We start from the raw sequence: 24,496 nt of genomic DNA on the forward strand, positions 1-24,496 counted from the left end.
CACAGAATCGGTACGCCGAGCCGAGCGACGCCGAGAACCCGCCCAGGGACTTCAGCCTCCTGAAGCGGTGCTCGGGACCGGCTCCCGCTCCCGCCCGAGAAGGGACGGCTCGCCCTCCAGGACCACCTCGGGGTGGCCCGCGGCTCGGCGCGGGACGGTGAACAGTGCCCAGAACCCCACCGCGGCGGCCGCGCCGACCACAGCGCAGGCGAACCACAGTGCGGGTCCGCCCCAGCGATCCAGCGCCAGCCCACCGGCGAGCGGGGCGAGGAACGACGCGACCGAGACGCTCGAGCCGAACAGGCCCTGATAGCGGCCACGAGCTCGTTGGCCAGACAGCTCGGCCACCGCGGCCTCCGAGGCTGGCGCATACGCGATCTCACCCAGCGTCCACACCAGGACCGAAAGCGAGTACACCATTACCGATGTGCCGGCGAAACCGTTCAGCCCGAACCCCGCACCCGCGAACACCGCGCTCAGCGCGAGCACCATTCCGCGCTTCCGCTGCTTGAGCAGGGAGGTGACGGGAATCTGCAGCACGACGATCAGCATGCCGTTCAACGCGATGATCAGCCCGTACGTCTGGGTAGCCATCCCGCGTTCGGCCATGGCCACCGGAAGGCTGCTGGCTCCCTGGTAGAACATCATCCACATGGCGAATGCGAGCAGGCAGAGCCCCAGGAACCGGAAATCCCCGGGCACCTTCCTGAGGCCGACCCCGGCTACCGGAACCGGCGATGACTGCTCGGCTCCCTCCGGTCGGGTCTCCGGCAGCTTCACCCACATCACCACCGCGCAGACCAACGTCGTGATGGCATCGCCGAGGAAAAGCCAGACGTACCCCTGGTGCGCCAGGAAGCCCGCCACGGCAGCTGAGAAACCGAAGCCGATGTTGATGGCCCAGTAGTTGACGGAGAACGCCCGCCCCACGTCCTCGGGCGGTACGACATCCACGATCATCGCCGAGATCGCGGGGCGCGAGGCACTGGCTGACGCACCCACGATGAACGCCAGCACGGCAATGGCGGCGGGTGCGGTGACGAACCCCATCGCCGCGGTGGTGACGGCAGTGACAACCTGCGCGCCGCCCATCGTCGCGCGGCGCCCGACCCGGTCGCTCAACTCGCCGCCGACGAGCGCACCGAGGGAGGCGCCAACTCCGTAGATAGCCAGCACGAGGCCGGCGTGGGTCGCCGTGTAGCCGAGCGCCGAGGTGAGGTACAAAGCCAGGAACGGAAAGACGAAGGTGCCGAGCCGGTTGATCAGTGTACTGGTCCATAGCCACCAGAAACCGTTTGGAAACCCGGTCAGGCTCCGGGCGAGGTTACCGGTTATCTTGCCCATTTCCACCGCTCTTCTGCATAAATCCGGGTCTTCGGCTGCCGTCAGCGCATTTGTACGACGAGTTTCCCCGCCGCCGACAGGGCATTGTGCAACGACAGCTCAGCCGTCTCGCCATCGGCGAGGAGCATTGCCAGCACCCCGCGCTGGTCGGTAGTGGCGGGAATGACGTCACCCGGCCTATGAATGGGGTAGAGCGTCGGCGCCCCGGGATGATCCAGAAGTTGTTCAGCCCCGCCGATCCGCTCGAAGACCCCAATCCTCGGGGCGTAGATGGCAATCTGTGTCACGCCCTGCCGGACCTCGGGTTCGAGATCCATCACCAGCGGGCGCCGGCCCAGCGCCAGGTCGATGAAAGCGCTGTGGAAGTTGATACCGAGCGAGCGGTTGATCGACTCGCCGACCAGCGCGCCGCCCATTCTCGTGTTAATCTCCACGATCTCGAAGCCGGCGGTGGTGATGATGAACTCGGTGTGGGTCACGCCCTCGTGGTAGCCGACCGAGAAGAGGATTCCGGAGATCCACTCCGCGAGTTCGCTCCGCGCCTTCTCTGGCAGGACCACCGGGAAGGTGGCCAGTTCCTCCCGGAAGTACGGCTCCGGTGACAGCCCGCGGCTCGATACACCGATGACTTTCGTCTCGCCGGCCCAGCTCACCGTCTCCGCGCTGTACATGGGTCCGAGAAAGTAGGGCTCGGCGGTGAGCGCGCCACCGTACAAATCCTTGGCGTGCTGGGCGGCGACCAGTACGCTCGCCAACTCCTCCGGTCTGCGGACCAGCCATACGTTCTGGCTCAAGCTCCCCGCGACGTCCTTCACGATGCATGGAAACGCAAGCTGGCGGGTCAGCTCCGTCACGGTGGCGGTCTGCGGGTCGAAAACGATGCTCGGGGCACGCGAGAAACCATTGTCGTAGAGGTGCCGACGCAGCCGTCCTTTGTCCCGCAACAGCGATACCGCCTCGGTATTCTCATGCGGCAGGCCAAGCTGATCTGCGACGGCGAGCGCCTGCAGGCTCCACGGGTCCGCCATTCGGACCACCCCGGCGAGATCGGGAACTGCGCGCAGGACACTGACCACTTCGTCAACCCTGCCGGTATCCACACCGACGATCCTGAGCGAGTCGACCAGACCCTTCGACAGCTCGTGGGTGTACCGGGACCGATCCCCGGTGAGCAGGATTAGTTCGTGACCGCGCTCACGGGCGGCGTCGACCAGATACTCCAGGCCAAAGTTAATCGTTTCGAGTACAGCGATTGTCACTGGTGAACCCTCGTCTGCGTCAAGTGGCTTGATGTCCGGCATCCAGGTTCACCGGCACGTTCCGGCATCCACATCAGGAAGATTCCGCATATCCGGGCCCCAAACGCCGAGATCGTTCGTCAACGGCCGAGCGGCCTCGGAACAAATCCCTAGACGCACCTGACGGGCGACCCTTGACCCATTTCCCAGCCACCCTCAGTAACGTGAGGTCGACCGTCTGCAGAACGCGACTTCTTGAGGAGCTGCACACACGCTCGGCACCGGCTAGCGGTCACAGCGAGCGGCGGCTGTGTCGAGGCCGGCGGCGACGGACTGCCGTTCGCGCCGTGCTCCGCCATGCGGGTCTACTCGAAGGACAAGTTGATCGAGTCGCTGTGCAGCCACGTACGGCGGTTGCGGCCTGACCGAGGCCTCGGCGAGGAGGCCCGGGTGGCCTGAGTCCTCACTCTCCTTGGCCGCCCCGGGCTTCTCCTTCTCGGTGCCTGCCTGTTCGGCCACGTGGTGACCAGCAGGATCCTGTGCTCCCACGTCGGCTTGTACCGGTCGCGACCGCCGGCGCGATGCCGCTGCCGCCACCACTCGGCATCATGATCGTGGCAACCCTCGTCCTACTGGTCAGCCGGGTCGGCGAACAGATTGTCAGTGGTGGTCGGCAGGTCAGCCACGTGAGCAGGGAACGCTGAGGGACGACGCCCAACGCGCACCGCCCCGGACAACAGCCATGGCGGATTTGGCATCTATCGCCGTGCCCTGATCCCCACCCCGGCTACGCCGCCTGGCCGGCCAACTGCCCTCTTGGTCGCTGGCCCTTGTCGAGGCCAGCGAGGCGCTGCTGGATGGGCCACCAGCCAGCCATGGCGTCCGCAGACGATTCCGCGCCCTCGGCGACCTGCGCCGCGACCCCGAGGATGTTGCCTCGCTCCAGCAGTAGCCACGAATCGGCCTCGTCGGCGTCACCGAAGGCCAGGCCCGCCGCAGCCCCCATGGTCTCCGTCGGGGCGGCCGGCTCGGGCGGTAGACCGACAATCTGGAGGGCGTTGCGAGCGCTGCCGAGATAGAACCGCGCCAAACGTCGGACCGCTGCCGCTCCGGAAGCGGTACTACCCTCGATGAGCATTTGAGCCCGAGCAAGCGCCTTTACCACACCGACGTACCGGTATCGACCGGACAGGTCCGGCTTCAACAGATGTACGTCGGTCAGCGAGTCCAGTATCCGCTCGGTCTCGGCGAGCGGACGGTCCAGGATGACCGCCGCGGTGGCGGGTGAGATGTCCGCCACGTCCGGCGCGGCCAGCAGGCGGAACGCGGAGGAGTGAGCGGCGTCCAACCGCCATACCACCCGCATGATCGAGGTATAGAACGGAATGCAGTCCTCGTGCGGCGCGACCAGCCCGTCCATTTCGCCGAGCAGCCGTCGCTCAACGAGCGCCACGCTCCAGTCCGGCCTGGCGGCCAGCCTGGCACCGGCGATCCGCAATGCTGCCGGATGGTGGGAGCAGAGGTCAACCAACCGTCGGGTGTCCTCCGGCGCGATGCGCAGCCGTTTCGCGCCGGCTATCCGCTCCAGCAGGGTCACCGACTCGGCCGGCTCGAACACCCCGAGGGTGGTCCAAGATATCCCCGACACGTCCAGCAAGCGTCGCCAGTTGGTGACGATGGCGGCACTACCGACCGTGGCCGGCAACAGATGGCGCAGTTGCTCACTGTCGTGCGGGTCGTCGAGGACGACAAGGACCCGCCGACCTGCCATGATCGTGCGCCACATCGTGGCGCGTTCCGGCAACGATTCGGGTATAGCGTCACTGCCGATGCCGAACGCACGTAGGAAACGGGCGAGCACCTCGCTGGTATCCGCCGGCTGTTCGTCCATCCCGCCCAGGTCGGCGTAGAGCTGACCGTCGGGGAACTGCTCTCGCAGCAGCGTGGCCACCCGGATCGCCAGGGCGCTCTTGCCCACGCCGCCGAGCCCGACGATGCCCGCGACAGGTACCTCGCCGGCGCGTGTAAGCAGCTTGGTCAACGCCCGTACGCTCTCCTCCCGGCCGGTGAAGTCGATCAGGTCCGGTGGCAGCTGCGCCGGTACGGCGGACAGGTTCTGGATGGAAGGGCGAGGCGGCTGGGCCGGCGGGCGCGGCGGTGGTGGTGCGGCCTGCGGCCCGGACGGCAGCAGTAGGGCCGTTTCGGGCCGGAGGGTCGGATCCGATCGGAGGACGCGCTGGTGAATCTCCTGTAACGCGGGCCCTGGCTCGACCCCCAACTCCGCGTCGAGAGTCCGACGGACATCGTGGAACACGGCAAAGGCCTGCGCCTGCAGGCCTGCCCAGTAGAGCGCGAGCATCTGCAGCATACGTAGCCGTTCGCGGAGCGGATGCTCGGCGACCAGGGGACCGATCTCGGACGCAACCTCGACGTGCCGACCCAGTTCGAGATCGAGGGCGAGTCGCCGTTCGAGCGCGGCCAACCGGACCTGGGTCAACCGGGCGCGCTGTGCCTCGGCCCAGCCGCCCGGTACGCCGGCCAGCGGGCCGCCCCGGAACAGCGCGTCCGCCTCGTGCAGCATTGCGGCCGCGCCCGCTGGATCAGAATTGCGGTGCGCCACCTCCGCCTGTTCGGTCAACCGGCGGAAGCGAACCAGATCGAGAGTTTCCGCAGTCACCGGCAATACGTATCCGCCCGCCACCGAGGCGATGACGGGTGTGTCCCCGGTGCCGAATTCGAGGACGCGGCGCAGCCGGGAAATGTACGTACGCGCGACGCGTACGGCCGTTGCCGGCGCCTCCGGCCCCCAGACGACGTCGACGAGTTCGTCGACCGAGACGTGCGCTCCCTCGTTCAGCAGCAACGCCGCGAGGACTGCCCGTTGTTGGGGCGTGCCCAGTTCCAACTCCCGCCCGCCCCGCCACGCCCGTACCGGACCGAGCACCCCAAAGCCCAATGATTCGGTCAATTCGGACCACCCCCTCTTCGGCCGCGCCGCTCAAACCAATCAAGCACCGCACCGCAGTCTTGCTCCGCTCCGCCCCCGCAGCGGCCCAGAATAGTCCGCGAATGTCCCCCTTGATGTGACACCGGCAACGATGTGCCATACGCCTAGGTCAGGGGTGCCGTGAGCCCACTGCCGCACTGGCTGGCCCTGGGCCGCCCTACTACGGCTGGATCGCCAGCGAGGCTACCCCCGGCCCACGGAGGTCGAGGACCACGGGCTGCTGTCGGAGATCGTCGACATCCACGACCGGTCCGGACCGCCATGTGGCAGCCAGTGGATTCACGCGACGCCGCAACGGCGGGGAACCCGCGTCGGCCGCAAGCGGGTCGAGCGGGAACACCACCTGCGGGGCGCGGTCCTGCGCAAAAGGCTGGCGCGGTGCGCCCACGAAGCAGGACCCGAAGGCGGATCCGGCGCCGGACCTGGTCAAGAAACTTCACCACCGACGCCCCGAACCGGGTGCGGGTGGCGGATGCGGCCGAGACCGTCACTGGGCAGGGTTGCTGTGGCTGGCCACGGTCCGCGACGCGTTCTCGAGCCGGATCACCAGGTGGAAGACTTCCTACCGGGCAGCCACGACCTCGTCCTGGGCACACTCGGGTACAGGATCTGGTCTCGCGATGTGCGTGACGGGCGGTTGATTCATCACAACGACCGCAGTTTCGGCTTACACCGCGATCAATTCTCACGATGGCGCCGTGGACCGACCCTCCCGGTAGGCCCTGGCGCAACGCATCGGGCAACGACCATCGCGCGACCTGAACGGCGGCGTGGCCAGGGATGACCAGGTTGCCTTTACGAGGAAGCGACCGGCGACCGGCCCCTGGGGTTGGTGGGCCACGCCTTGGGCGGAAATGCCGCTCAAAGGCCCCGGGGTATGAAATACGGTGCTACAGCAAGGGCGCCAAAGGACGGTCCGCCCACACCCGGAGCGAATTCTCAAAGATGTGGTGCGGTAGTGCGCAGGAGGCGTCCGTGACTGGCCGGTCGACAGCGCACCACGCACGGGACGTCGGGGTGCTTGCAGGGCGAGAGGTCACCAGGATCACACACAGCTTCTCGACCCCTGCGCCGCAGGGTCTCGAGGAAGGCGCAGAGTCTCCAGGACGGCGAGAAACCCCGGCACCGACTCGGTCGCGGATGCGAAAATGCACCATCCAATAGCTAGGCCAACAGCGGCAACCATGGCCGTACTCCCTGGTCCCGGGTGCAGGCAAAGCCCGCAGCGCGGCCTTCCATGCATTGGTTGCCTGCCACGACCCACCCCGCCGACGGATACCGATCGTGGACACCTGGCCGGCGTCGATCTAGAAACGGCATCGCCCATCAGCGCCGTCTCTTCCCCAGCGCCCGTCGAGCACAGCGTCAGGGTGCTATCCGGTCGGCGCCCGCCCGTAGCGGGCACCGACCGGGGTAGCACCTCCCTCCGAATGCAACGGCAGGCGGACCGGGACCTGGCTAAGCTCCGCTGTCGCTGCGGGGTGGGGTAGCGGTCCCGTGGACACGCTCGGAATAGGACGCGAACGCCCGCGCGGCCAGATCCTCGATGACCGGACGCACATCTGCCGGCATGTGGGAGACGATTTCCTGGATGACCTCAGGATCTCCCTCGTACGTCACCATGCCGAACATCAGCGGAAGCGTCTCCGGGGAAGCCGCGGCCGCACCCTCGTTGACCATGGCACCCCACTCGGCCGCGGTGATGTACTTCTCGATGAGCGGAATTACGCGATCCTCCTCCAACTTCAGGTGCTCGACAAGCAGCGGGACCATTCGGTCGAGAGCTGCGGCCAAGGCATCGCCGGACTTGGAAGCGGCACTGTCGCGCCAGGTTCCCAGCGTTGCTTTCACCTCGTCGATGATGTCCGCGATCATCTGGTGCTGGTCTTCCATCACGTGGACGATCGGCGCGATCTCCTCGGGGCCGCGCTCCAGCAGCCTCGGCCACAAGTGCTTGTCCTCGCTCGTGTGGTGGCTGTGCAGTGAGCCGTCCACAAGCTCGATGTGTTCGGCAACAATCTGTGCGCGTTCCTTGTCGCCGGGCGTGACGCCGCGAACCAGTCCCGGCAGCAAGGCGAACTCCCGCCGGAACATGGTGTGCGACAAAAACATATCGCGAGTATCAGCCATCGGCTCGCCAACAGACGTCATTACATCTCCTATAACCATCTCGTATTAAATTGCTTTTACTTGATCGAAGCGAGTGGTGAATTTGACGTTTTGGGATTCAATCAGACAGGAACAGGTACCCGAGTCCCCCTTCCAGTGCATCCCGCATGGCCACCGAGACTTACCATCCCGGATCACGACGGCCGGGCGGCACACCCGACAAACCAACATTCCACCTGCGCGGCACGCGGTTACTTCGCGGTAACCCCGCCATCAATGTTCAAAGCGGCTCCGGTGATGTACGTAGCATCGTCACTGAGCAAGAAAGCGGTGAAGGCCGCAACGTCCTCCACCTTCCCAATTTGTCCGCTTGGCTGCATGTCCAGGAAGTACTGCTGGATCTCGGGGTTGCGCGCGGACTCGCGGAACAACGGGGTATCCACCAATCCGGTCACCAGGGCGTTAACTCGTACGCCCTCACGAGCGGCGTCCAGCGCCGCTGAACGGGTGAGGCCGATAACACCGTGCTTGGCGGCCACGTAGGCCGCGATGTTCGGGTCGGCGATCACCCCCATTGTGGAGGCGTTGTTGACGATGCTACCGCCCCCCGACGCCACGATCGCGGGAATCTCGTGCTTCAGGCTGAAGAACACGCTCGTCAAATTTCGGTCGATCGTATCCCGCCAAAACACTTCACCTATTTCCCGAATCTTCCCAAGACTCGTGCCACCCACATTGTTGAACGCGCCATCCAACCGGCCGAATTCCGTCACCGCCTTATTGACCAATACGGCGACCTGCTCCTCGATGGTGACATCGGTGGGCACGAACAGAGCCTCTCCGCCACCGGCCCTGATCTCAGCAACGGCCCGGTTACCATTCGTCTCGTCGCGGGCTCCGATGACAACCTTCGCGCCCTCCGAGGCAGCTCGCTGGGCAAACGCCTTGCCCATTCCACTGCTGCCCCCCGTAACGACAATCACCTTAGACTGCAGTCGACCAGACATCCCTGCCACTTTCTTCCATTATTTTGTAGACCACGTAGCCTGAAGCCCCGTCGGTCTTGCTTCGAGCATCCAAGGCACAGAGTCGGCGCAGGACGCAGAGCCCTGAGAACAGAATCTAGTGGGATGTGGCCTACGTCCGATTGACGTTTGGATTACGCCGATGCGCACGGGATCCACCCATCGTGCGCCGGCGACTCGGCGAGGCTGGCCGAATCGAGAGAATCAGGTCGTTCGGGTGCCGTGACCCGAATCCCGCCAACCGGCGGCCCAGCGGCGGGCGAGGCATCCGGGTAGGTGGCAGCATCTGATCGCTCCAGACGCGGCTGGCACGGCTGCACGGTCGGATCGGGGGTACGGGTTCGTCCCCACCAAAATCCTCCAGGCCCTCTCCGTGGACCCGCCGGCGGAGACCAGTCGTGGCGGACCGGTCGTTCAGTCCAGCAACCGCGTCCTTCCTTCTGATCACCACCGTAAAAGCCGGCGCCGATCTACGGCGCGGTACCGGTGTCCCGGCCTGGCCTTACCGGGACGCCGGTACCCGACTGAACCGCTGCTGGCACATAGCAACGACCAGTGCCCAGAGGCGCCCACGTGAGTGACAGGGTTGATCGGCTGCTGGTAGGACAGGGCCGATCCGTTGATCGTCAAGGTGACATCGACGTCGCGGTCTACGACGTCGACTGGCCCTGCCGTTCGGCCAGGGAAGAGTAGCCGTCCCACCAGTCCAGGACGAGCGCTGCGTACTCGTCTGCGGCGTCTTCCCACGTGAAGTGCCCTGCGTCGAGGCAGTCGAGCTTGCTGTTGGGCAGCCGTTGGTGGAGGAACTCGGCGTTGGTCGGTGGCACCGCGGAATCGTGCTCGCCGGCGATGATCTGGACCGGCGTCCGGAGGTCCGGCAGGAGGTCGCGCAGGATCGGCAGGTCGGTCGGGTACGCGCGGACGTAGCGCATCGACTCGACGAAGCGATCGCCCTCGTACGACGAGAGGTAGTCCTCGCGGATCGGGTCGGGTATTTGGTACCGCTCCAGGGCCGCCAGCGCCGCGGCGACGATCTGCCTTGGGTCCATGGCGCGGAAATGGCCGAGATCCGGGTTCTCGACCCAGTCCTTGAGCGCCCCGCCCAACTGAATGGGGACGGAGGCGCCCCCGCTACCGACGACGAGGCTGCGCAACCTGCCCGGATTGCGGGCGGCGGCGAACAGCGCCGCCCCGGTGCTCACGTCGGGGCCGACGACATGCGGGTTGTCCAGCCCGAAGGCGTCGGCGACGCGTACCACGAAGTCGCCCATCGCCCGGGGCGACAGCAGTTCGTCGCGACGCTCGGAGTGGCCGAACCCCGGCAGATCGATCGCCACCAGGCGGACCCGTTCGGCGAGTCGCGCCCAGATCGGCGCGAAGGCGAACAGACTCTCCGGCCACGGGTTGAGCAGCAGGGCGTGCTCGGACCGGTCCTCGCTCTCGGCAAACCGGATAGCCAGACCGTCGATGTCGCGGAATTGCGGACGAATGGTCTGGTTGGCCGCAGAGGTCACGGTGTCGCTCCTACCTGCTGGTCCCCTCGGTGATCCTCCATGGGTGATCGTCCAGCCGACCGTACCAACGGGGCGCGGAAGCCGACGGATTTTCACCTGATTTCAGGTCCAGGCAGGGTCCGTACGCCCGGCCGTCCGCCGTGCGGGGAGAGCCTCGGTGCGCCGCGGCGCCATAGGTGGCAGATCCCGCGCGAGCGACGACGGCCCGAGGCGCCTCGGTGAAGACGACCGGCTTGGCGCTGCACCTGCACTCAACCGCCGAGCCTTCGAGGATGCTCACAATCGCGAGTCACGGACAGCGGACGATCTGCCCGGCGTACGACAGTCCTCCGCCGAAGCCCAGCAATAGCACCGGTGCCCCGGGCTGGAGCTCGCCGCGTTGAAGCAGTTTCGACAGCGCGATCGGGATGCTTGCCGCCGAGGTGTTGCCCGATTCGATGACATCACGGGCGACGACGGCCTTCGTCGCCCCGATACGCTGAGCCACCGGTTCGATGATGCGCAGGTTCGCCTGGTGTAGAACGATGCCACCCAGATCGTCCGGCGTAATGCCGGCGGTGGCGCAGATCTGGCGGGCGATGTCGGGCAGCGTCGTGGTGGCCCACCGATAGACCGTCTGTCCAGCCTGGGTGAACTTGCGATCGCCCTCAATCACCACAGCCTCGCCCATATCTGGGTAGGAGCCCCACACCACCGGACTGATCTCGGGCTGCTCGGCGGCGGCCAGCACCACCGCACCGGCTCCGTCACCGACCAGCACGCACGTCTTCCGGTCGGTCCAGTCGGTAAAGTCAGTCAGTCGCTCCACGCCGATCACCACCGCGTTCGTCGCCGAGCCGAGCCGAACGGCGCCGTCAGCCGTGGCCAACGCGTGGGTGAACCCGGAACAGGCAACGTTGACATCGATCGCCGCGGGTGACCGCAGGCCGAGTCGACGCGCGACCCGAGCGGCGATGTTGGGACTGCGATCGACCGCCGTACAGGTCGCCACCACCACCAGGTCGACCGCCTCGGCGGCCACGCCGGCATGACGCAGGGCCGCGTCCGCCGCCTCGGCCGCCATCAAGTCGAGCGAGTCGGCGGGCCCGGCGATGCGCCGTTCCCGGATGCCGACCCGACTGCGGATCCACTCGTCACTGGTATCCACCATCGCGGCGAGGTCATGATTAGACAGCACTTTCGCAGGCTGATAATGGCCTGCGCCGACGACCTTCGAACCGCGCATCAGCGCCTCCTCCCGAGTCGACCATGATCAGTAGGTAGACGTTTCTACCATTTCCGCATAGGCGTGTCCATGCCACTCGGGTTGGCAGCTCGAACATCACAACTGCCGAGCACCGGCAGCCCAACGATCACCGCGTGACCAGGGATGGCAGCCAGATCGTCCGGCCGGGTCAGCTCCGATAAAGCCGTCGGTCAGCGATCGGCAATTCGTCGAACGGAGAATGTCCGGGACAACCGCAGCAACACTGGGCGCGGCGCTCTCGTCTCCGGTGAATCCGCCGAAGCTGGCGCTCCGCGCGGCAGGAAGGAATCCTTGAAGGCACTCCGAGTCGGCGGTCAAGAGGTTGGGCGCCGGTGTTCTCCCCGGTACTTGCGTTGGGGGTCGCCGCGCGTGGTCAGGCCGCCTACGCCGAGACCGCGCACACCGCGGACCCACAGGCCGCCCGGCGAACCCGCTGCCGGGCTCGGTGATCCGGATCACGAGCGCGCTTCGAAGTCGCCGTCCCGACCGGCGCACCGCCGCCACCGTCCCAGGCAACGTCGGGGTTCGCCTGGCTGGGACCAGCGGGGGTACGTCAACGACGGAAACACCCTCGTCCGTGCCGCCGACCTCTGCGGCGGTCCCGTTCACCAAGCCATGCCCTGCCGCCGACGTCGCCACACGTCCAAGCAACCAGCCACCATCGCTGGTCACTACCGCGACCGGGTTGACTACCGGCAGGTGATCGCCGGCATCGCGTGGAACCGAAACTTGCCATCGGCCTGTCGATGGCGGCCATCCGGCTCCGACCTCGGTATTAGGCGCCTCCCGGCGGTATGGGAGCCGCCGCTATGGACCGTTTTGTAGATGAGGAGGATCCGATGACCGAGAAGGTGGGTGTTGAACCTTCCGTGTCCGCTGGCGCTCGACCGGGAGCACCACGGACCATCGCTCGCGGCGGGATATTGGCGTTGCTCTGCACCACGAACTTCATGGTTATTCTCGATTCCCAGATCGTCATCCTGGCCCTTCCTTCGATCGAGAAGTCCGTCGGTCTTTCTCTGTCGGAAGGTCAATGGGTGCTCAGTGCGTACCTACTCAGCTTCGGCGGCCTGCTGCTGCTCGGCGGGCGCATGGCCGACGTGCTCGGGCGTCGTCGGATGTACGTGGTCGGCACCGCGCTGTTCCTGCTGTCCTCGCTGCTCTGCGGGTTTGCCTGGGCGCCTGCGGTGCTGATCGGGGCGCGGGTCGGGCAGGGCATCTCGGCGGCGATCATGGCGCCGACCGCGCTCTCCATTCTGATGAACGCATTCCCCGAAGGTGCGGCGCGCAACCGGGCGCTGGCGTTCTGGTCGGGCATCGGCGGCCTGGGCGCCACAGCCGCGCTGCTGATCGGCGGGCTGCTCACCGACCTGCTCGGCTGGGAATGGGTCTTTTTCCTCAACGTGCCGGTCGCCGCTGTCCTGCTCCTGGCCGCCCCGATTCTGCTGACCGAGGGCCGCGACCGGGCGCGCGCCCGCGCGTACGACCCGGCCGGCGCCACCGCGATCACCGGCGCACTCGTCCTGCTCCTGTACGCCGTCGTGCGAGCGCCGGAGGTGGGCTGGGCCACTATGCATACGCTCGCGTTCCTGGCCGGGGCGGTCGTCCTGATCGCCGCCTTCCTCCTGATCGAGCGTCGCTCGGCTGCACCGCTGGTGCCGCTGCGGATCTTCCGTTCGGCCGCGTTCGTCGGCGGGAACCTGTCGATGCTGGTCATCAGCATGCTGGCCTTCGGCATGAGCCTGATGCTGTCCATCTACGCCCAGCAGGTGCTCGACTATTCCCCGATCGTGTTCGGCCTCGGCACCACGGCGATGACGGTGATGACCCTGGTCGGCTCCTATGCCGCACAGCGCTTCATCGCCACGGTCGGATATCGGTGGGTCACCGCCGCCGGCTTGGTCCTGCTCGGCGCCGGCAGCCTGCTGCTGACGGAAGTGTCGGTGGGCGGCAGCTACTTCGGGGACATCTTCCCGGGCCTGTTTGTCTTCGGTCCCGGGATGGGCGCCACCGTGTCCGCAGCCGCGGCCGCACTTGCCGGCGTCCGCGAGCGAGACGCCGGGTTGGCCTCGGGGATCAACTCCGCGGCCTTCCAACTGGGTGGCGCGTTCGGCGTGGCGATCGTCTCCAGCGTGGCGGCCACCGAGGTGCTCGCCCCATCCGATTCCCTGCTCTCCCTCAACAGCGCCGTACGGGCGGGCTTCGCGGCCTGTGTGGGCTTCGCCGTCGTCGGCCTCGTCCTCGCGCTCCTGCTGCTTCGCTCCCCGCGGGCCGACGTGACCGGCCTGGGACAGCTCGACGCGAGATGATTCGCTGGGCCACTGGGCACCTCGACACGGGCTGCCCGGTGGCCATAGCCGGCCAGAGGTCGGTCAGGCAGTCGTCAGCGCCCGGATAGCGGCATCTGATGTAGTCGGGCGGAATAGTTGCGACTGGTCGTGTTTGCGGTGCGGGCTGGCCTGCACCCTCGTGTTGTCAATTCATGAAAGGCCGACAAGGTGAAGGTGTGCGCGCTACGGCCCAGCCGGCTGGTCCGGCTCGCCGACACTCTGGCGTTGGCGATTGTGAGCGCATTCGCGCTGCCCAAGCCACCGGGGTTGTGGAGTGACGACGAGCGCGCACCCTGGCAGGGTCACCAAACACTTCCTCGTCGGGCAGTCCGTAGTTCTCGATCGAGAAGGTGGTGGTGGTTGCGTGTTGGTTCTCGTCGCAGCCGGTTACCCTGGCGTCCCGTCAGATGAATGTGGCGATGGCAGGGGTCCGGTTGCCGCGGTGGGCTTGGTGCTGGTCTTCACGAAACGTCACGCGCACGTGATGGACCTGATTCTCGATACCCCCACTCCTGGCGAGCCCGGTCCTGCGCGTCGGCTGGCCGTGCCTGCGTGGCAGGCAGGGAGGCGATCAGGATCGCCACAGCGCTCAAGCTGATCTGGGACCAACGTCGGACCTGGGCGGATAAGGATTTCGGCAATCCGAGCGTCTCATATCATGGGAATATTCGCCCCACCGGTCGACCGGGGCGCGGCGGCTCCGACCTGTGCTCGGAAGGACCTTCGAAGAAGGTCACGCCAACGCCGCAAAAGACCCGAAGGAGCACAATGAAGTACATGCTGGCCATCTACAGCAACCCGCTCAACTGGGCGCACCCGACCTTCCGGCACCAGGCGGGAGTCTCGGATACGGAACGCGCGATGATGCAGGAGCAGTTCGACAGGTTGCTTGAGGAGATCACCGACTCGGGCGAGCTGGTAAGTGGGACCCCGCTGGCGCCTCCGGGCCTGACGAGGACGGTCCGGGTCGGTGATCAGGGCGTCGAGACCACGGACGGGCCGTTCGCCGAGATGAAGGAGCAACTGGCCGGTTACTTCATCGTCGACTGCGAGAGCATCGAACGGGCCGCCGCTCTCGCCGCCCGGTTCCCCGATGCCCGGTTCGCCGCGGTCGAGGTTCGACCGATCATGGACCTGTCCGCCGGGGCCGAGATGTGACCGAGCCATCGGTCGAACAACTGCTTCGCCACGCGGCGCCCAAGGTGCTCTCCGCGTTGGTGCGCCGCCATGGCTACTTCGACCTGGCCGAGGACTGCGTCCAGGAAGCGCTGTTCGCCGCGAGCGTGCAGTGGGCTACCGACGGCGTACCGGACGATCCCGAGGGCTGGTTGGTCAGGGTCGCCAACCGTCGGCTGATCGACCAGCGGCGCAGCGAGCAGGCCCGGCGGCATCGAGAGCTCCGGGTCGCTGAGCTGGAGCCCGCGGACCAACTGGTCGTGACCGGGGCCGACACCAGGCCGGACAGCGGGCGGGACGACACGCTCGCCCTGCTCTTCCTCTGCTGCCATCCCGACCTGCCTCCGGCCTCAGGGATCGCGCTCACCCTGCGCGCGGTCGGCGGGCTGACCACCGCCCAGATCGCCCGGGCGTTCCTCGTCCCCGAGGCCACCATGGCACAACGCATCAGCCGCGCGAAGCAACGGATCAGGGGGGCCGGGCTGACGTTCACGATGCCGCCGCCCGACCAGATCGAAGATCGGCTGCGGGCGGTACTCCGGGTGCTCTACCTCATTTTCAACGAGGGCTATACGGCGAGCGTCGGAACCGACCTGCAACGGATCGAGCTGGCGGACGAGGCCGTCCGGTTGACCAGACAGGTGTACGCGCTCCGGCCCGACCACGGCGAGGTAACCGGCCTGCTCGCGCTCATGCTGTTGACCGACGCCCGACGCGCGGCGCGTGGTGGGCCCGACGGGGAACTGATCCCGCTGGCGCAGCAGGACCGAAGCCGGTGGAACGGCGCGTACATCCGTGAGGGAACGGCCCTCATCGAGAGCGCACTGGACAACGCGCCAATCGGGCCCTACCAGATCCAGGCCGCGATAGCGGCAGTGCACGACGAGGCGAAGAAGGCCGAAGACACCGACTGGCCGCAGATCGTGGAGCTCTACAAACTGCTGAACCGGATTTCGCCGAGCCCGGTTGTCACCCTCAACTACGCCGTGGCTGTCGCGATGGCGCAGAGCGCGCTGGCCGGATTGGAGGTCCTCGAATCCCTCGAAGACGACAGTCGGATCCGCGATCACCACCGGTACCACGCAGTTCGCGGCCATCTCCTCGACATGGCCGGCGACCGCTGCGGCGCGGTGAAGTGTTACCGGAAGGCCGCGCAAGCCACCACCAGCGTCCCCGAGCAACGATACCTGGACGCCGAAATAGCCAGGCTCACACGAGAAACGGCGGACTGTGACGGATCCCCGCGGGCGGCTGGCTGAGCTCGACAGCGCCCGGAAATATCAGCCCGCACCGGTACCACCCCGGCGCCAAACCCATGACCATGGAGCCCGCGATGTCCGACACTCCCTCGACTGACGCCCGCAACCCCGCCGACGTGGTTACCGGCATGGTTCATCAGGTCCTAGAACTGGCCCAGACATGGACGCATTGGGACGGTGAACCGCGGTCGGCGGACGACCGCTTGTACAGCCCCCACAAGGCCATCCGACGCGTCGCCGACCATCTCGTCGACCACCTGGCAGAGATCGAAGCGCGGATCGCCGGCGTACCGACGATCCCGGACCGCTGGCACGCCTCCGCCATCACCACCCCCGCTGACCTGGCGCCGTTCACCCCCGAGGATCTTGACGAGGCACGCAGCCGCCTCACCCGACTCGCCCAGATTTTCGAAATCCGGCTCCAGCAGTTCTCAGACGCCGCACTCGACCACCGACAAGGCGATGCCTGGTCGGTTCGGCAGATCGCTTTCCATCTAGAGGGTTCGCTCTACTATGCCAAGGCAATCGGCATTTTGCGCCCAAGCTCCGCCAACACCGTGCTGAATGAGCGAGACTCGTTTCCGCCGCAGACGTAGCCGATAAGCGGATGTTGGCGGCGCCGGTCGGGGTCGCCAGGACAGGGTCCGCCAGGCTGCCGGCGGACCCTGGCGGTTCATGGGCACAAGCGGCGAGCAGTACACGGGCCTGATCACACGAGCGGTGAGCGTGTTCCGGTCGGGCCCACACTGCGGAGGTGAGCTGAGCTGGCGCGCACCATCCGCGCCGGTGAACGCGGATCCCACGAAGCCTGGGCCGCCGGGGTGTCCGACGATGCGTACCCCGCATGGCAGGTCGGCGACCTCACACACCCCCGGGCCGAACCCGCTGGCCCCCACGCCGGTCATCGTTGGCGGCCCGGCCGGACGTAGCAGCCGGGCCGGTGACCAGAGCACGACCCTCAGGCCCCTGTCCCTGGGACGCCGACCTGCGGCCGTTCGTTAGGATGAACGTGTGGTTCACTATTTTGCGACGAAGAGCGCCTGTCAGGACGATCTCTACCTCCAGGACACCTACCTCACCGATGTCGCCACGACGGTGGCCGCCACCGGGCGGGACGACACGGGCACCACCTGGATTGCCCTGCGGCACAACATCTTTCATCCCCAGGGAGGCGGCCAGCCCGCCGACCGCGGCTGGCTGGTCGGATGCGAGGTTCTCCCGGTGCGCCACGCCGCGACCGGCCTGGTGGTGCTCCACGCCTGGGAGGGCACCGGGCTGGACGCCCTGACCGAAGGTGCGGCCGTTCACGCAAGCGTCGACCCCGGCGCGCGCAATCTGCATGCCGCGCTGCACACCGCGGGCCATCTGGTAGAAGCGGCGGGCCGGACCGAAGGCTGGACACTGGCCGGCAACAACCACTTCCCCGGCCAGGCCCGTATCGAGTTCACCGCCAGGGAGATCGACACGGATCTGGTTGATGGCGAGGCGAGAGAGCAAGCCGCCGACCGGCTGCGCGGTTTCGTGGACAGGGCCATCGCCGCCGACGTTCTGGTTACCGCTGATTACGACGACGAGGGACGCCGCATCGTGCGGCTCGGCGACCTGCATGCCGCGCCGTGTGGCGGCACCCACGTGCGCAGCCTCGCCGACCTGGCGCAGGTGACGATCTCTGCCGTGAAACAAAAGAAGGGCCGCGTCCGCGTCTCCTACACCGCCTCCCACAGGCCGGCGCAGTGAACGCCCCGTACCGTGAGCGCCGGCCCACCAGCAGCGCGGCCGCTGCCGCCGGCGCTCAGGTTCAGCGTCGCCGCCAGCAGCGCGGGATGAGTCAGGCCGAGTTGGCCCGCCGGACCGGGCTGAGCAAGGCGACACTGTCCCAGCTGGAAGCCGGCGTGGCCAACCCCACCATCGACACCCTGGACGCTATCGCCGTCGCCTTGGCTATCCCGCTCACCGACCTGCTGACGCCAGCAGGCGAGACAGGCATCCTGCACCGCCCATCGACCATCGCCACAGAGCAGGGCCCCACACGGGAGTTACTACGTCGGATCAGCGGCGGCAACAGCCTGGAGATCTGGCGGCTACGCCTCCCCCCGAACACCACGGTCGATGGCGTGCCGCACGCGCCCGGCACGACCGAGCATCTGCTGATCGCGACCGGCCAGCTCATCGCCGGGCCGACCGACGATCCGCGTCAGCTGGGCCCCGGCGACATGCTCGCCTTCGCTGGCGACGCCCCGCACAGCTACCGAACCGACGACACGCACGCCGACGTCACCGTCGTCATCGCCTCTCCCGTCGCCCGTTAGAAGAAGGATCCCCTTGAACAGGACCGCCACGCCCCCGCAAGACGTGAGCCGAGCGTTTGCCAGCGACAATAACGTCGGTGCCTCCGCACCGGTCGTCGACGCCTTGGCCGCAGCTGCGACCGGCGATGCTCCGTCGTATGGCGCTGACCACTGGACGCACGGTGCCAAGCACCGGCTCAGCGAGATTTTCGAGCGAGACGTCGATATCATGTTGGTCTCCACCGGTTCGGCCGCGAACGCGCTCAGCCTGGCCGCTATGACCCCACCCTGGGGCAGCGTGCTGTGTCACCGCGACAGCCACATCAACAACGACGAGTGCGGTGCTCCAGAGTTTTTCACCGGCGGGGCCAAGCTCGTTCCGCTCGATGGAAACAACACCAAAATCGACCCCGAGCAGCTACGCAGATCCGCCCGCCGCAAGGCCGGCGACGTGCACAGCGTCCAACCCGCGGTACTGAGTATCACGCAGGCCACCGAGACCGGAAGCGTCTACTCCCTGGAGGAGATTCGTCGGCTCACCGCGATAGCCAGGGAAGCGGGACTGCGCGTCCATATGGACGGCGCCCGCCTGGCCAACGCTCTGGTCGCACTCGACTGCAGCCCTGCGGCGGCGACCTGGAAAGCGGGTGTGGACGTGCTGTCCCTCGGAGCCAGCAAGAACGGGACGATGACCGCCGATGTCATCGTGCTCTTCGACTCCGCCTTCAGCACCGAGCTGGCCTACCGAACCAAGCGCGCGGGCCAGCTCGCCGCGAAGATGCGTTTCCAGGCAGCCCAGATCGACGCCTACCTCGCCGAGGGCCTTTGGTTGGATAACGCCCGCCACGCCAACATGATGGCGATCCGACTGCGCGCGGGACTCGAAGCAGTTCAGTCGGTCGACCTGCTGGGTACCGTCGAGGCGAACATCCTGTTCTGCCGCCTGCCCCAGCGCGTCATCCAGGGTCTTCTCGCCGCCGGCTACACCTTCTACCACGACCGATGGGAGCCTGGAGTCGCTCGGTTCGTCACGTCCTTCTCCACGACAGCACAGGATGTCGACGAACTGCTCGACACGGTCCGTCAGCTCGCCGAGCGGAACTCGAGTTACTCATCGAACCGGGCCGAGCGTCCCACGGCTCGACACGTTCGACGGTCACCGTCGGTTGGTCCTTCAGCCACGGGCAGCTCCGGCGTTCGGCCTCAACCTCAAGTCGAGGAAGGGGCGTCCCCGTCAGCCCAAGAACCCTGTTGAGGCAGCCACGGGTCTATACCGTCGTTGCTCATCGGGCCCGGCGATCGATGTCGCAGGCATCCCGCCTGGTTCGGATCTACCGCATTGGAGTACCCATGGCGCTGCCGCACGGCCTGCTGCGGCTGCTGGCGATCACGTGCGCCGCCACAATTGCCAACGTCTACTACGCACAGCCGCTGCTGCCCACGATCGGGCACGGCCTAGGCTCCAGCGAGTCGGCGGCCGGGATCGTGGTCACCGCAACCCAGCTCGGGTTCGCCGTCGGGCTGCTGTTCGTGGTGCCGCTCGGCGATATCGTCGCTCGACGTCCGCTCATCAGTACTCTGCTCGCGGTCGACGCGGTGGCGTTCGTGGCCAGTGCCGTCGCACCCGGGCTGCATGTCCTGGCCGCCCTGGCCGTGCTGGTCGGCACCTCCTCCGTCGTGGTGCAGATAGTTATCCCGTACGCCGCCACGCTGGCCCGCGCGAGCAGCGGGCCGGCATCATCGGAACCCTGGTGGGCTCCGTCCTGCTCGGGGTCCTGCTGTCCCGTACCTTCGCCGGCGTCGTCGCCAGCGTGGCAGGCTGGCGCGGCGTCTACGCCGTGGCCGCCGGGCTGATGGCCGCGTCTACATGACCTTCTACTCACTCGGCGGGGCGCTCGGCACCACGGCCGGGACGACCGCCTATGACCGTTACCGCTGGAGCGGCGCCTGCTCGGTCGCCGCCGGCTTCTGCGCGCTCGCGCTGCTTGGCTGGCTGGCCAGCCACCGCCACGAGCGGATCACGTCAGCGTCCGCGCCAGTTCCCACCATGGACTAGATTCGAGTGGCGAAAATGATCAAAAGCGGTGTACAGGTATTTCTGGATAGTCAAGGGCTCGGCGACCTACCGGGATGGATCGACGAACTACCGCGGCCTACCGACCGCGTAGCCCTGATGAAGACGGCTGGTAACCCGCTTCCCGCCACGCCCTGGGTCGACGAAACGGCGGCGTACCTCACCCATCTGTGCAGGCTGGAGATCGAGCGGCTGGATCTGGGAGGCGCGGCGCGGGCCGACGTCGAAGCGGTGCCGGAGCGGGTCGAGCTGGCCTTCGTGACCGGCGGCCAACCGATATACCTGGGCGAGCACGCGCGGCGCGGCGGATCCATCCAGGCGGCCGGGGAGGCCGTGCCCAGCGACAGGCTCGCGTACGCCGGGTTACCACGAGACGATCAACGTAACGATAGAAGCCCGGCAGATACGAGCTTTTCGCCATCACTCGGTGGATGGAGACCCGAGCGTAGTATTTCCCGCCGCCTCGGCGGTTGCCCTGGGCCTGCGCGGCGCGGATTTGCCGCAGGCCGGCGGATGAGCGGCCATGAAATGCGCTTCGTGGCCGCGTGACTTGATGGAGGCATTCGTTGGCAGGGGAACAGTTGTGGTTCCGGTTACTCGGCCCGCTCGAGGTGGTCCGGGACACCGCGATGGTGCCGGTGGGTCGGGGCAAGCTGCGGGTGTTGCTGGCCACGCTGTTGCTCGACGCGAACCGGGTGGTGCCCTTCGACCAGATTGTCGAGAGGTTGTGGGGTGAGCAGCCACCACCGTCGGCGCGGAGCACGCTGCACGTGTACGCCATGCGGCTGCGCCGGTTGCTCGGTCAGGAGCCCGGTGACGACGGGGTGCTGCGTACCCGGCCCAATGGCTATGCCGTAGAGGTCGACCCGGAGCGGGTTGACGTGTTCGCGTTTCGTGACCTGCTCTCCCGCGCCCGGCAAGCGGGCACCGACGGCGATCTGGCGGCCGAGTCGAGTCTGCTGACCGGGGCCCTACGACTGTGGCGGGGCCCCGCGCTGACGGACGTGCCGTCGGAGTCGTTGCAGCTGGAGTGGGTCGCGCGACTGTCCGAGGAGCGGGTACGGGCCGCCGAGCACAAGGTGGAGGTGGACCTGTACCTGGGCCGGTACGGCGAGGTGATCGGAGAGCTGTCCGACTTGACCCGGGAGCACCCGCTGCGGGAGCGGTTGTGGCTGTTGTTCATGCTCGCGCTGGCCCGGTCGGATCGCCAGGCCGAGGCGTTGGCCGCGTACCGGCGGCTATGGCAACGACTCCGGGACGATCTTGGTATCGAGCCGGGCGAGCCGCTTCAACGGTTACATCAGGCGATCCTGTCCGGTGATCAGGACCTTGAGACGATAGCGCTGCCACGGGAGCTGGGGTTGGCGCCGGAGTCGGTGACGGTACGCGAGCAGGCGCGGGTCACGCCGGTGCAGCTTCCGCCGGACCTGCGCACCTTCGTCGGTCGGGTCGGACCGGTCCGGGAGTTGGTGGCGCAGTTGACCCCGGACGAGGGTGCCCATGCGATACCGCTGGTGATCGTGACGGGGCCGCCCGGGGTTGGTAAGACAGCCGTGGCGCTGCATGTCGCGCACCGCCTCAAGTCGGTGTACCCGGATGGGCAGCTGTACGTCAACCTCCAGGGTTACTCTCCCGACCCACCACTGGCCCCGGCGGTGGTGCTGGCCCGTTTCCTGGCCGTGCTCGGGGTGCCGGCCGCCCAGATTCCCACCGATGAGGCGTCCCAGGCGAGCCTGTACCGCAGCCTGATGGCGGATCGGCGCATTCTCGTCGTGCTCGACAACGCGAGCGATCCGGGCCAGGTCCGGCCGCTGCTGCCGGGCCAGCCCGGCTCCGCGGTGCTGGTTACCAGCCGGGACCATCTGCGGGGGCTGGTCGCGCTGGACGGCGGGCAGCAGGTCATGCTGACCGCGCTGGACGTGCCGGAGTCACGAGCGGTGCTCGGAAGTGTGCTGGGACCGGCACGGGTGGCCGCCGAGCCGGACGCTGTGGACGCGGTGGCGCGGCAGTGCGGCCAACTGCCGCTGGCGCTGCGGATCGCGGCGGCGAACCTCCGGGCCAACCCGCATCTGAGTGTGGCCGCCTACGCCGAGGCGTTGCAGGCACGCGGGCGGTTGGCGCAACTGAGAATCCAGGGCGACGCACAGGCCGCGGTCCGGGCGGCGTTCGACCTGTCCTACCTGCGGCTGGACCCGGCGGCGGCGACGCTGTTCCGGTTGCTGGGCACCGTACCGGGCGCCGATTTCGGCGCGCCCGCCACCGCCGCGCTCAGCGGGTGCGATCCGTTCGAGGCCGAGCAACTGTTGGACGGGCTCGCCGCGGCGAATCTGGTCTTCCCGACCGCCGCCGGTCGCTACCAGTTGCATGATCTACTGCGCGAGTACGCCGCCGCCCGGGCCGGTGACGACCAGTCCGCCCGCGCCGCCGCCGTGCGCCTGTTCGACTTCTACCTGCACACCGCGTACGCGGCCACCGGACTGCTCTATCCGGACATGGCGCGGCTGGAGCCGCCACCGCCCGCGGCCGGAATCACCGCGCTCCCGCTGCACACCGAGGACGCCGCGCTGACCTGGCTGGACACCGAACGCCCGAATCTGGTGGCCGCCGTCGTACGGGCCGGCGACTACGGGCTGCCGCGGTACACCTGGCTGCTCGCCGACGCGCTGCGCGGCTACTTCTGGGGCGCCGGGCACGCGGTGGAGGGCCTCGCCGTGTGCGACGCGGCGCTGGCTGCCGCCCGGCGGGCGGGCGACCGGCGAGCCGAGGCTACCGTGCTGGACCTCACTGGTCTGATCCACTACACCTCCAGCCAGTATCGGAAGGCCGAGTCGCATCACACCCGCGCGCTCGATATCAGCCGACAGATCGGCGACCTGGACGGGCAGGCCGACAGCCTGCACAACCTGGGCCGGGTGTGCTCGCAGCTTGGGCACACGGAGCGGATCGCCGGCTACCACGCGCAAGCGCTGGAGATCGCCCAACAGACCGGCAACCTGCACGCCCAGGCGTTGAACATCAACTATCTCGGGGTGGCCCAGTCCGCCGCCGGACAACCGAACGCGGCCACCGACTCCCACCAGCAGGCACTGGAACTCGGCCGCCGGATCGGCAACCAGTCGATCGTCTGCCGTGCGCTCAACGGACTGGGCCTGGCCGCCTGGGCCCGCGGCGAGCTGCGGGAAGCCATCGACATCTACCGCGACTGCCGCGAACTCACCATCCGCCTGGGCAACCGGCACGGAGAAGCGTCCACCCTCGTCTGCCTCGCCGAGGCGCGCTGCGACGCCGGAGACTACGAGCAGGCAGCGGCCGACGCGCGGCAGGCCATCGCGATCGGGCTGGAAACCGGCGAACGGCGCCATCGGGTGGGCGGGTCCGAACTCCTCGCCACCGTCCGCCTGCGCACCGGTGGCCGGGCCGGCGTCATCGACGACTACCGGCGGGCACTGGCCGAGGCCAGGGAGATCGACTTCGGGTACGGTCAGATTTCGATCCTCGTCGCCCTGGCCGGTGCGTACCGCGAGATGGGCGACCCCGCACGGGCCACGGAACACGCCGAACGCGCCCTGGACAAGATTGCGGCGACCGGCAACCAGATCCTGACCGCCCGCGCCCACATCGAACTCGCCCACGCCCGGCTGGCCGGCGGCCAGGCCGAGCTGGCCATCGAAACACTGCACCACGCGTTGGAACTGGCTCGAAACAACGGCCTACGCCTCGCCGAGGCCCGAGCACTACACGTGTACGGCCGGGCACAGCAGACACTGCACGGCGCGCCGGCCGCACGGCCGTACTGGCAGTCCGCCGAACACATCTTCACCGCCGTCGGCGCCCCCGAAGCCCACCAGGTCCGAGCGCTGCTCGACCAGTGACTCCCGACCAGCTT

The 24,496-nt window shown here is 67.6% G+C and carries 19 protein-coding genes; 12 read left to right on the forward strand and 7 right to left on the reverse strand.

All coding sequences use genetic code 11. The features are described from left to right. Positions 1-51: 51 nt before the first annotated feature. Positions 52-1,344 carry an MFS transporter gene (locus AB0J86_RS05315; protein WP_363853040.1) on the reverse strand — a complete coding sequence of 431 codons (1,293 nt, stop codon included), beginning with the start codon at positions 1,342-1,344 and terminating at the stop codon, positions 52-54. Between the two features lie 41 nt (positions 1,345-1,385). Beyond that, positions 1,386-2,645 (reverse strand): ATP-grasp domain-containing protein, encoded by a 1,260-nt coding sequence (locus tag AB0J86_RS05320; protein WP_363852861.1) that lies wholly within the window; start codon positions 2,643-2,645, stop codon positions 1,386-1,388. Between the two features lie 476 nt (positions 2,646-3,121). Here AB0J86_RS05320 and AB0J86_RS05325 point away from each other — a divergent pair, with 476 nt between their 5' ends. Next, the gene (locus AB0J86_RS05325; RefSeq protein WP_363852863.1) at positions 3,122-3,286 is read left to right on the forward strand and encodes a hypothetical protein; all 165 of its coding nucleotides are present in this window, start codon (positions 3,122-3,124) and stop codon (positions 3,284-3,286) included. Positions 3,287-3,369: 83 nt separating this feature from the next. Here AB0J86_RS05325 and AB0J86_RS05330 read toward each other — a convergent pair whose 3' ends face one another. The 5 genes from AB0J86_RS05330 to AB0J86_RS05350 form a co-directional block, all read right to left on the reverse strand. Further along, positions 3,370-5,487: a BTAD domain-containing putative transcriptional regulator gene (locus tag AB0J86_RS05330; RefSeq protein ID WP_363852865.1), complete on the reverse strand. Its 2,118-nt coding sequence runs from the start codon at positions 5,485-5,487 to the stop codon at positions 3,370-3,372. A 1,560-nt stretch (positions 5,488-7,047) separates the two neighbouring features. Beyond that, positions 7,048-7,740, reverse strand: a complete 693-nt coding sequence (locus AB0J86_RS05335) for a hemerythrin domain-containing protein (RefSeq protein ID WP_363852868.1) — start codon at positions 7,738-7,740, stop codon at positions 7,048-7,050. A gap of 209 nt (positions 7,741-7,949) precedes the next feature. Then, positions 7,950-8,705 (reverse strand): SDR family oxidoreductase, encoded by a 756-nt coding sequence (locus AB0J86_RS05340; RefSeq protein WP_363852871.1) that lies wholly within the window; start codon positions 8,703-8,705, stop codon positions 7,950-7,952. Positions 8,706-9,373: 668 nt separating this feature from the next. Then, positions 9,374-10,237 carry an alpha/beta hydrolase gene (locus tag AB0J86_RS05345; protein ID WP_363852873.1) on the reverse strand — a complete coding sequence of 288 codons (864 nt, stop codon included), beginning with the start codon at positions 10,235-10,237 and terminating at the stop codon, positions 9,374-9,376. 289 nt (positions 10,238-10,526) lie between these two features. Beyond that, positions 10,527-11,462 carry a beta-ketoacyl-ACP synthase 3 gene (locus AB0J86_RS05350; protein ID WP_363852876.1) on the reverse strand — a complete coding sequence of 312 codons (936 nt, stop codon included), beginning with the start codon at positions 11,460-11,462 and terminating at the stop codon, positions 10,527-10,529. 860 nt (positions 11,463-12,322) lie between these two features. Between AB0J86_RS05350 and AB0J86_RS05355 the strand changes: the two genes are divergently transcribed. The 11 genes from AB0J86_RS05355 to AB0J86_RS05405 all read left to right on the forward strand — a co-directional run bounded on the left by AB0J86_RS05355 (position 12,323) and on the right by AB0J86_RS05405 (position 24,482). Then, positions 12,323-13,792, forward strand: coding sequence for an MFS transporter (locus AB0J86_RS05355; protein ID WP_363852879.1), 1,470 nt, complete (start codon positions 12,323-12,325; stop codon positions 13,790-13,792). Between the two features lie 789 nt (positions 13,793-14,581). Further along, positions 14,582-14,971 (forward strand): YciI family protein, encoded by a 390-nt coding sequence (locus AB0J86_RS05360; RefSeq protein ID WP_363852882.1) that lies wholly within the window; start codon positions 14,582-14,584, stop codon positions 14,969-14,971. After that, positions 14,968-16,248, forward strand: coding sequence for a DUF6596 domain-containing protein (locus AB0J86_RS05365; protein WP_363852885.1), 1,281 nt, complete (start codon positions 14,968-14,970; stop codon positions 16,246-16,248). Before AB0J86_RS05360 ends, AB0J86_RS05365 begins: the two co-directional genes overlap by 4 nt. Before the next feature lie 74 nt (positions 16,249-16,322). Next, complete coding sequence (locus AB0J86_RS05370; RefSeq protein ID WP_363852888.1) at positions 16,323-16,844, forward strand: hypothetical protein; 522 nt, start codon at positions 16,323-16,325, stop codon at positions 16,842-16,844. 415 nt (positions 16,845-17,259) lie between these two features. After that, a complete protein-coding gene (locus AB0J86_RS05375) occupies positions 17,260-17,985 on the forward strand; it encodes a hypothetical protein (RefSeq protein WP_363852891.1) in 726 nt (241 codons plus the stop codon). Beyond that, positions 17,982-18,557: an XRE family transcriptional regulator gene (locus tag AB0J86_RS05380; RefSeq protein WP_363852894.1), complete on the forward strand. Its 576-nt coding sequence runs from the start codon at positions 17,982-17,984 to the stop codon at positions 18,555-18,557. The genes AB0J86_RS05375 and AB0J86_RS05380 overlap by 4 nt, the downstream gene beginning before the upstream one ends. Positions 18,558-18,570: 13 nt before the next feature. Continuing rightward, a complete protein-coding gene (locus AB0J86_RS05385; RefSeq protein WP_363852896.1) occupies positions 18,571-19,791 on the forward strand; it encodes a low specificity L-threonine aldolase in 1,221 nt (406 codons plus the stop codon). A 95-nt stretch (positions 19,792-19,886) separates the two neighbouring features. Beyond that, a complete protein-coding gene (locus tag AB0J86_RS05390; RefSeq protein ID WP_363852899.1) occupies positions 19,887-20,390 on the forward strand; it encodes a hypothetical protein in 504 nt (167 codons plus the stop codon). Positions 20,391-20,403: 13 nt separating this feature from the next. Further along, positions 20,404-20,592 (forward strand): hypothetical protein, encoded by a 189-nt coding sequence (locus AB0J86_RS05395; protein ID WP_363852902.1) that lies wholly within the window; start codon positions 20,404-20,406, stop codon positions 20,590-20,592. 6 nt (positions 20,593-20,598) lie between these two features. Beyond that, the gene (locus AB0J86_RS05400; protein ID WP_363852905.1) at positions 20,599-21,159 is read left to right on the forward strand and encodes a hypothetical protein; all 561 of its coding nucleotides are present in this window, start codon (positions 20,599-20,601) and stop codon (positions 21,157-21,159) included. 17 nt (positions 21,160-21,176) lie between these two features. Further along, a complete protein-coding gene (locus AB0J86_RS05405) occupies positions 21,177-24,482 on the forward strand; it encodes a BTAD domain-containing putative transcriptional regulator (RefSeq protein WP_363852908.1) in 3,306 nt (1,101 codons plus the stop codon). The last annotated feature ends 14 nt before the right edge of the window (positions 24,483-24,496 follow it).

It is taken from the genome of Micromonospora sp. NPDC049559 (genome assembly GCF_040676675.1).
Lineage (GTDB): Bacteria > Actinomycetota > Actinomycetes > Mycobacteriales > Micromonosporaceae > JBFAPK01.

Bases quoted from the DNA above. Each gene is read 5' to 3' on its own strand.
- AB0J86_RS05355 (WP_363852879.1), top strand. From the start codon at position 12,323: ATGACCGAGAAGGTGGGTGTTGAACCTTCCGTGTCCGCTGGCGCTCGA.
- AB0J86_RS05360 (WP_363852882.1), top strand. From the start codon at position 14,582: ATGAAGTACATGCTGGCCATCTACAGCAACCCGCTCAACTGGGCGCAC.
- AB0J86_RS05335 (WP_363852868.1), bottom strand. From the start codon at position 7,740: ATGACGTCTGTTGGCGAGCCGATGGCTGATACTCGCGATATGTTTTTG.
- AB0J86_RS05340 (WP_363852871.1), bottom strand. From the start codon at position 8,705: ATGTCTGGTCGACTGCAGTCTAAGGTGATTGTCGTTACGGGGGGCAGC.
- AB0J86_RS05350 (WP_363852876.1), bottom strand. From the start codon at position 11,462: ATGCGCGGTTCGAAGGTCGTCGGCGCAGGCCATTATCAGCCTGCGAAA.
- AB0J86_RS05315 (WP_363853040.1), bottom strand. From the start codon at position 1,344: ATGGGCAAGATAACCGGTAACCTCGCCCGGAGCCTGACCGGGTTTCCA.
- AB0J86_RS05370 (WP_363852888.1), top strand. From the start codon at position 16,323: ATGTCCGACACTCCCTCGACTGACGCCCGCAACCCCGCCGACGTGGTT.
- AB0J86_RS05395 (WP_363852902.1), top strand. From the start codon at position 20,404: ATGACCTTCTACTCACTCGGCGGGGCGCTCGGCACCACGGCCGGGACG.
- AB0J86_RS05320 (WP_363852861.1), bottom strand. From the start codon at position 2,645: ATGCCGGACATCAAGCCACTTGACGCAGACGAGGGTTCACCAGTGACA.
- AB0J86_RS05390 (WP_363852899.1), top strand. From the start codon at position 19,887: ATGGCGCTGCCGCACGGCCTGCTGCGGCTGCTGGCGATCACGTGCGCC.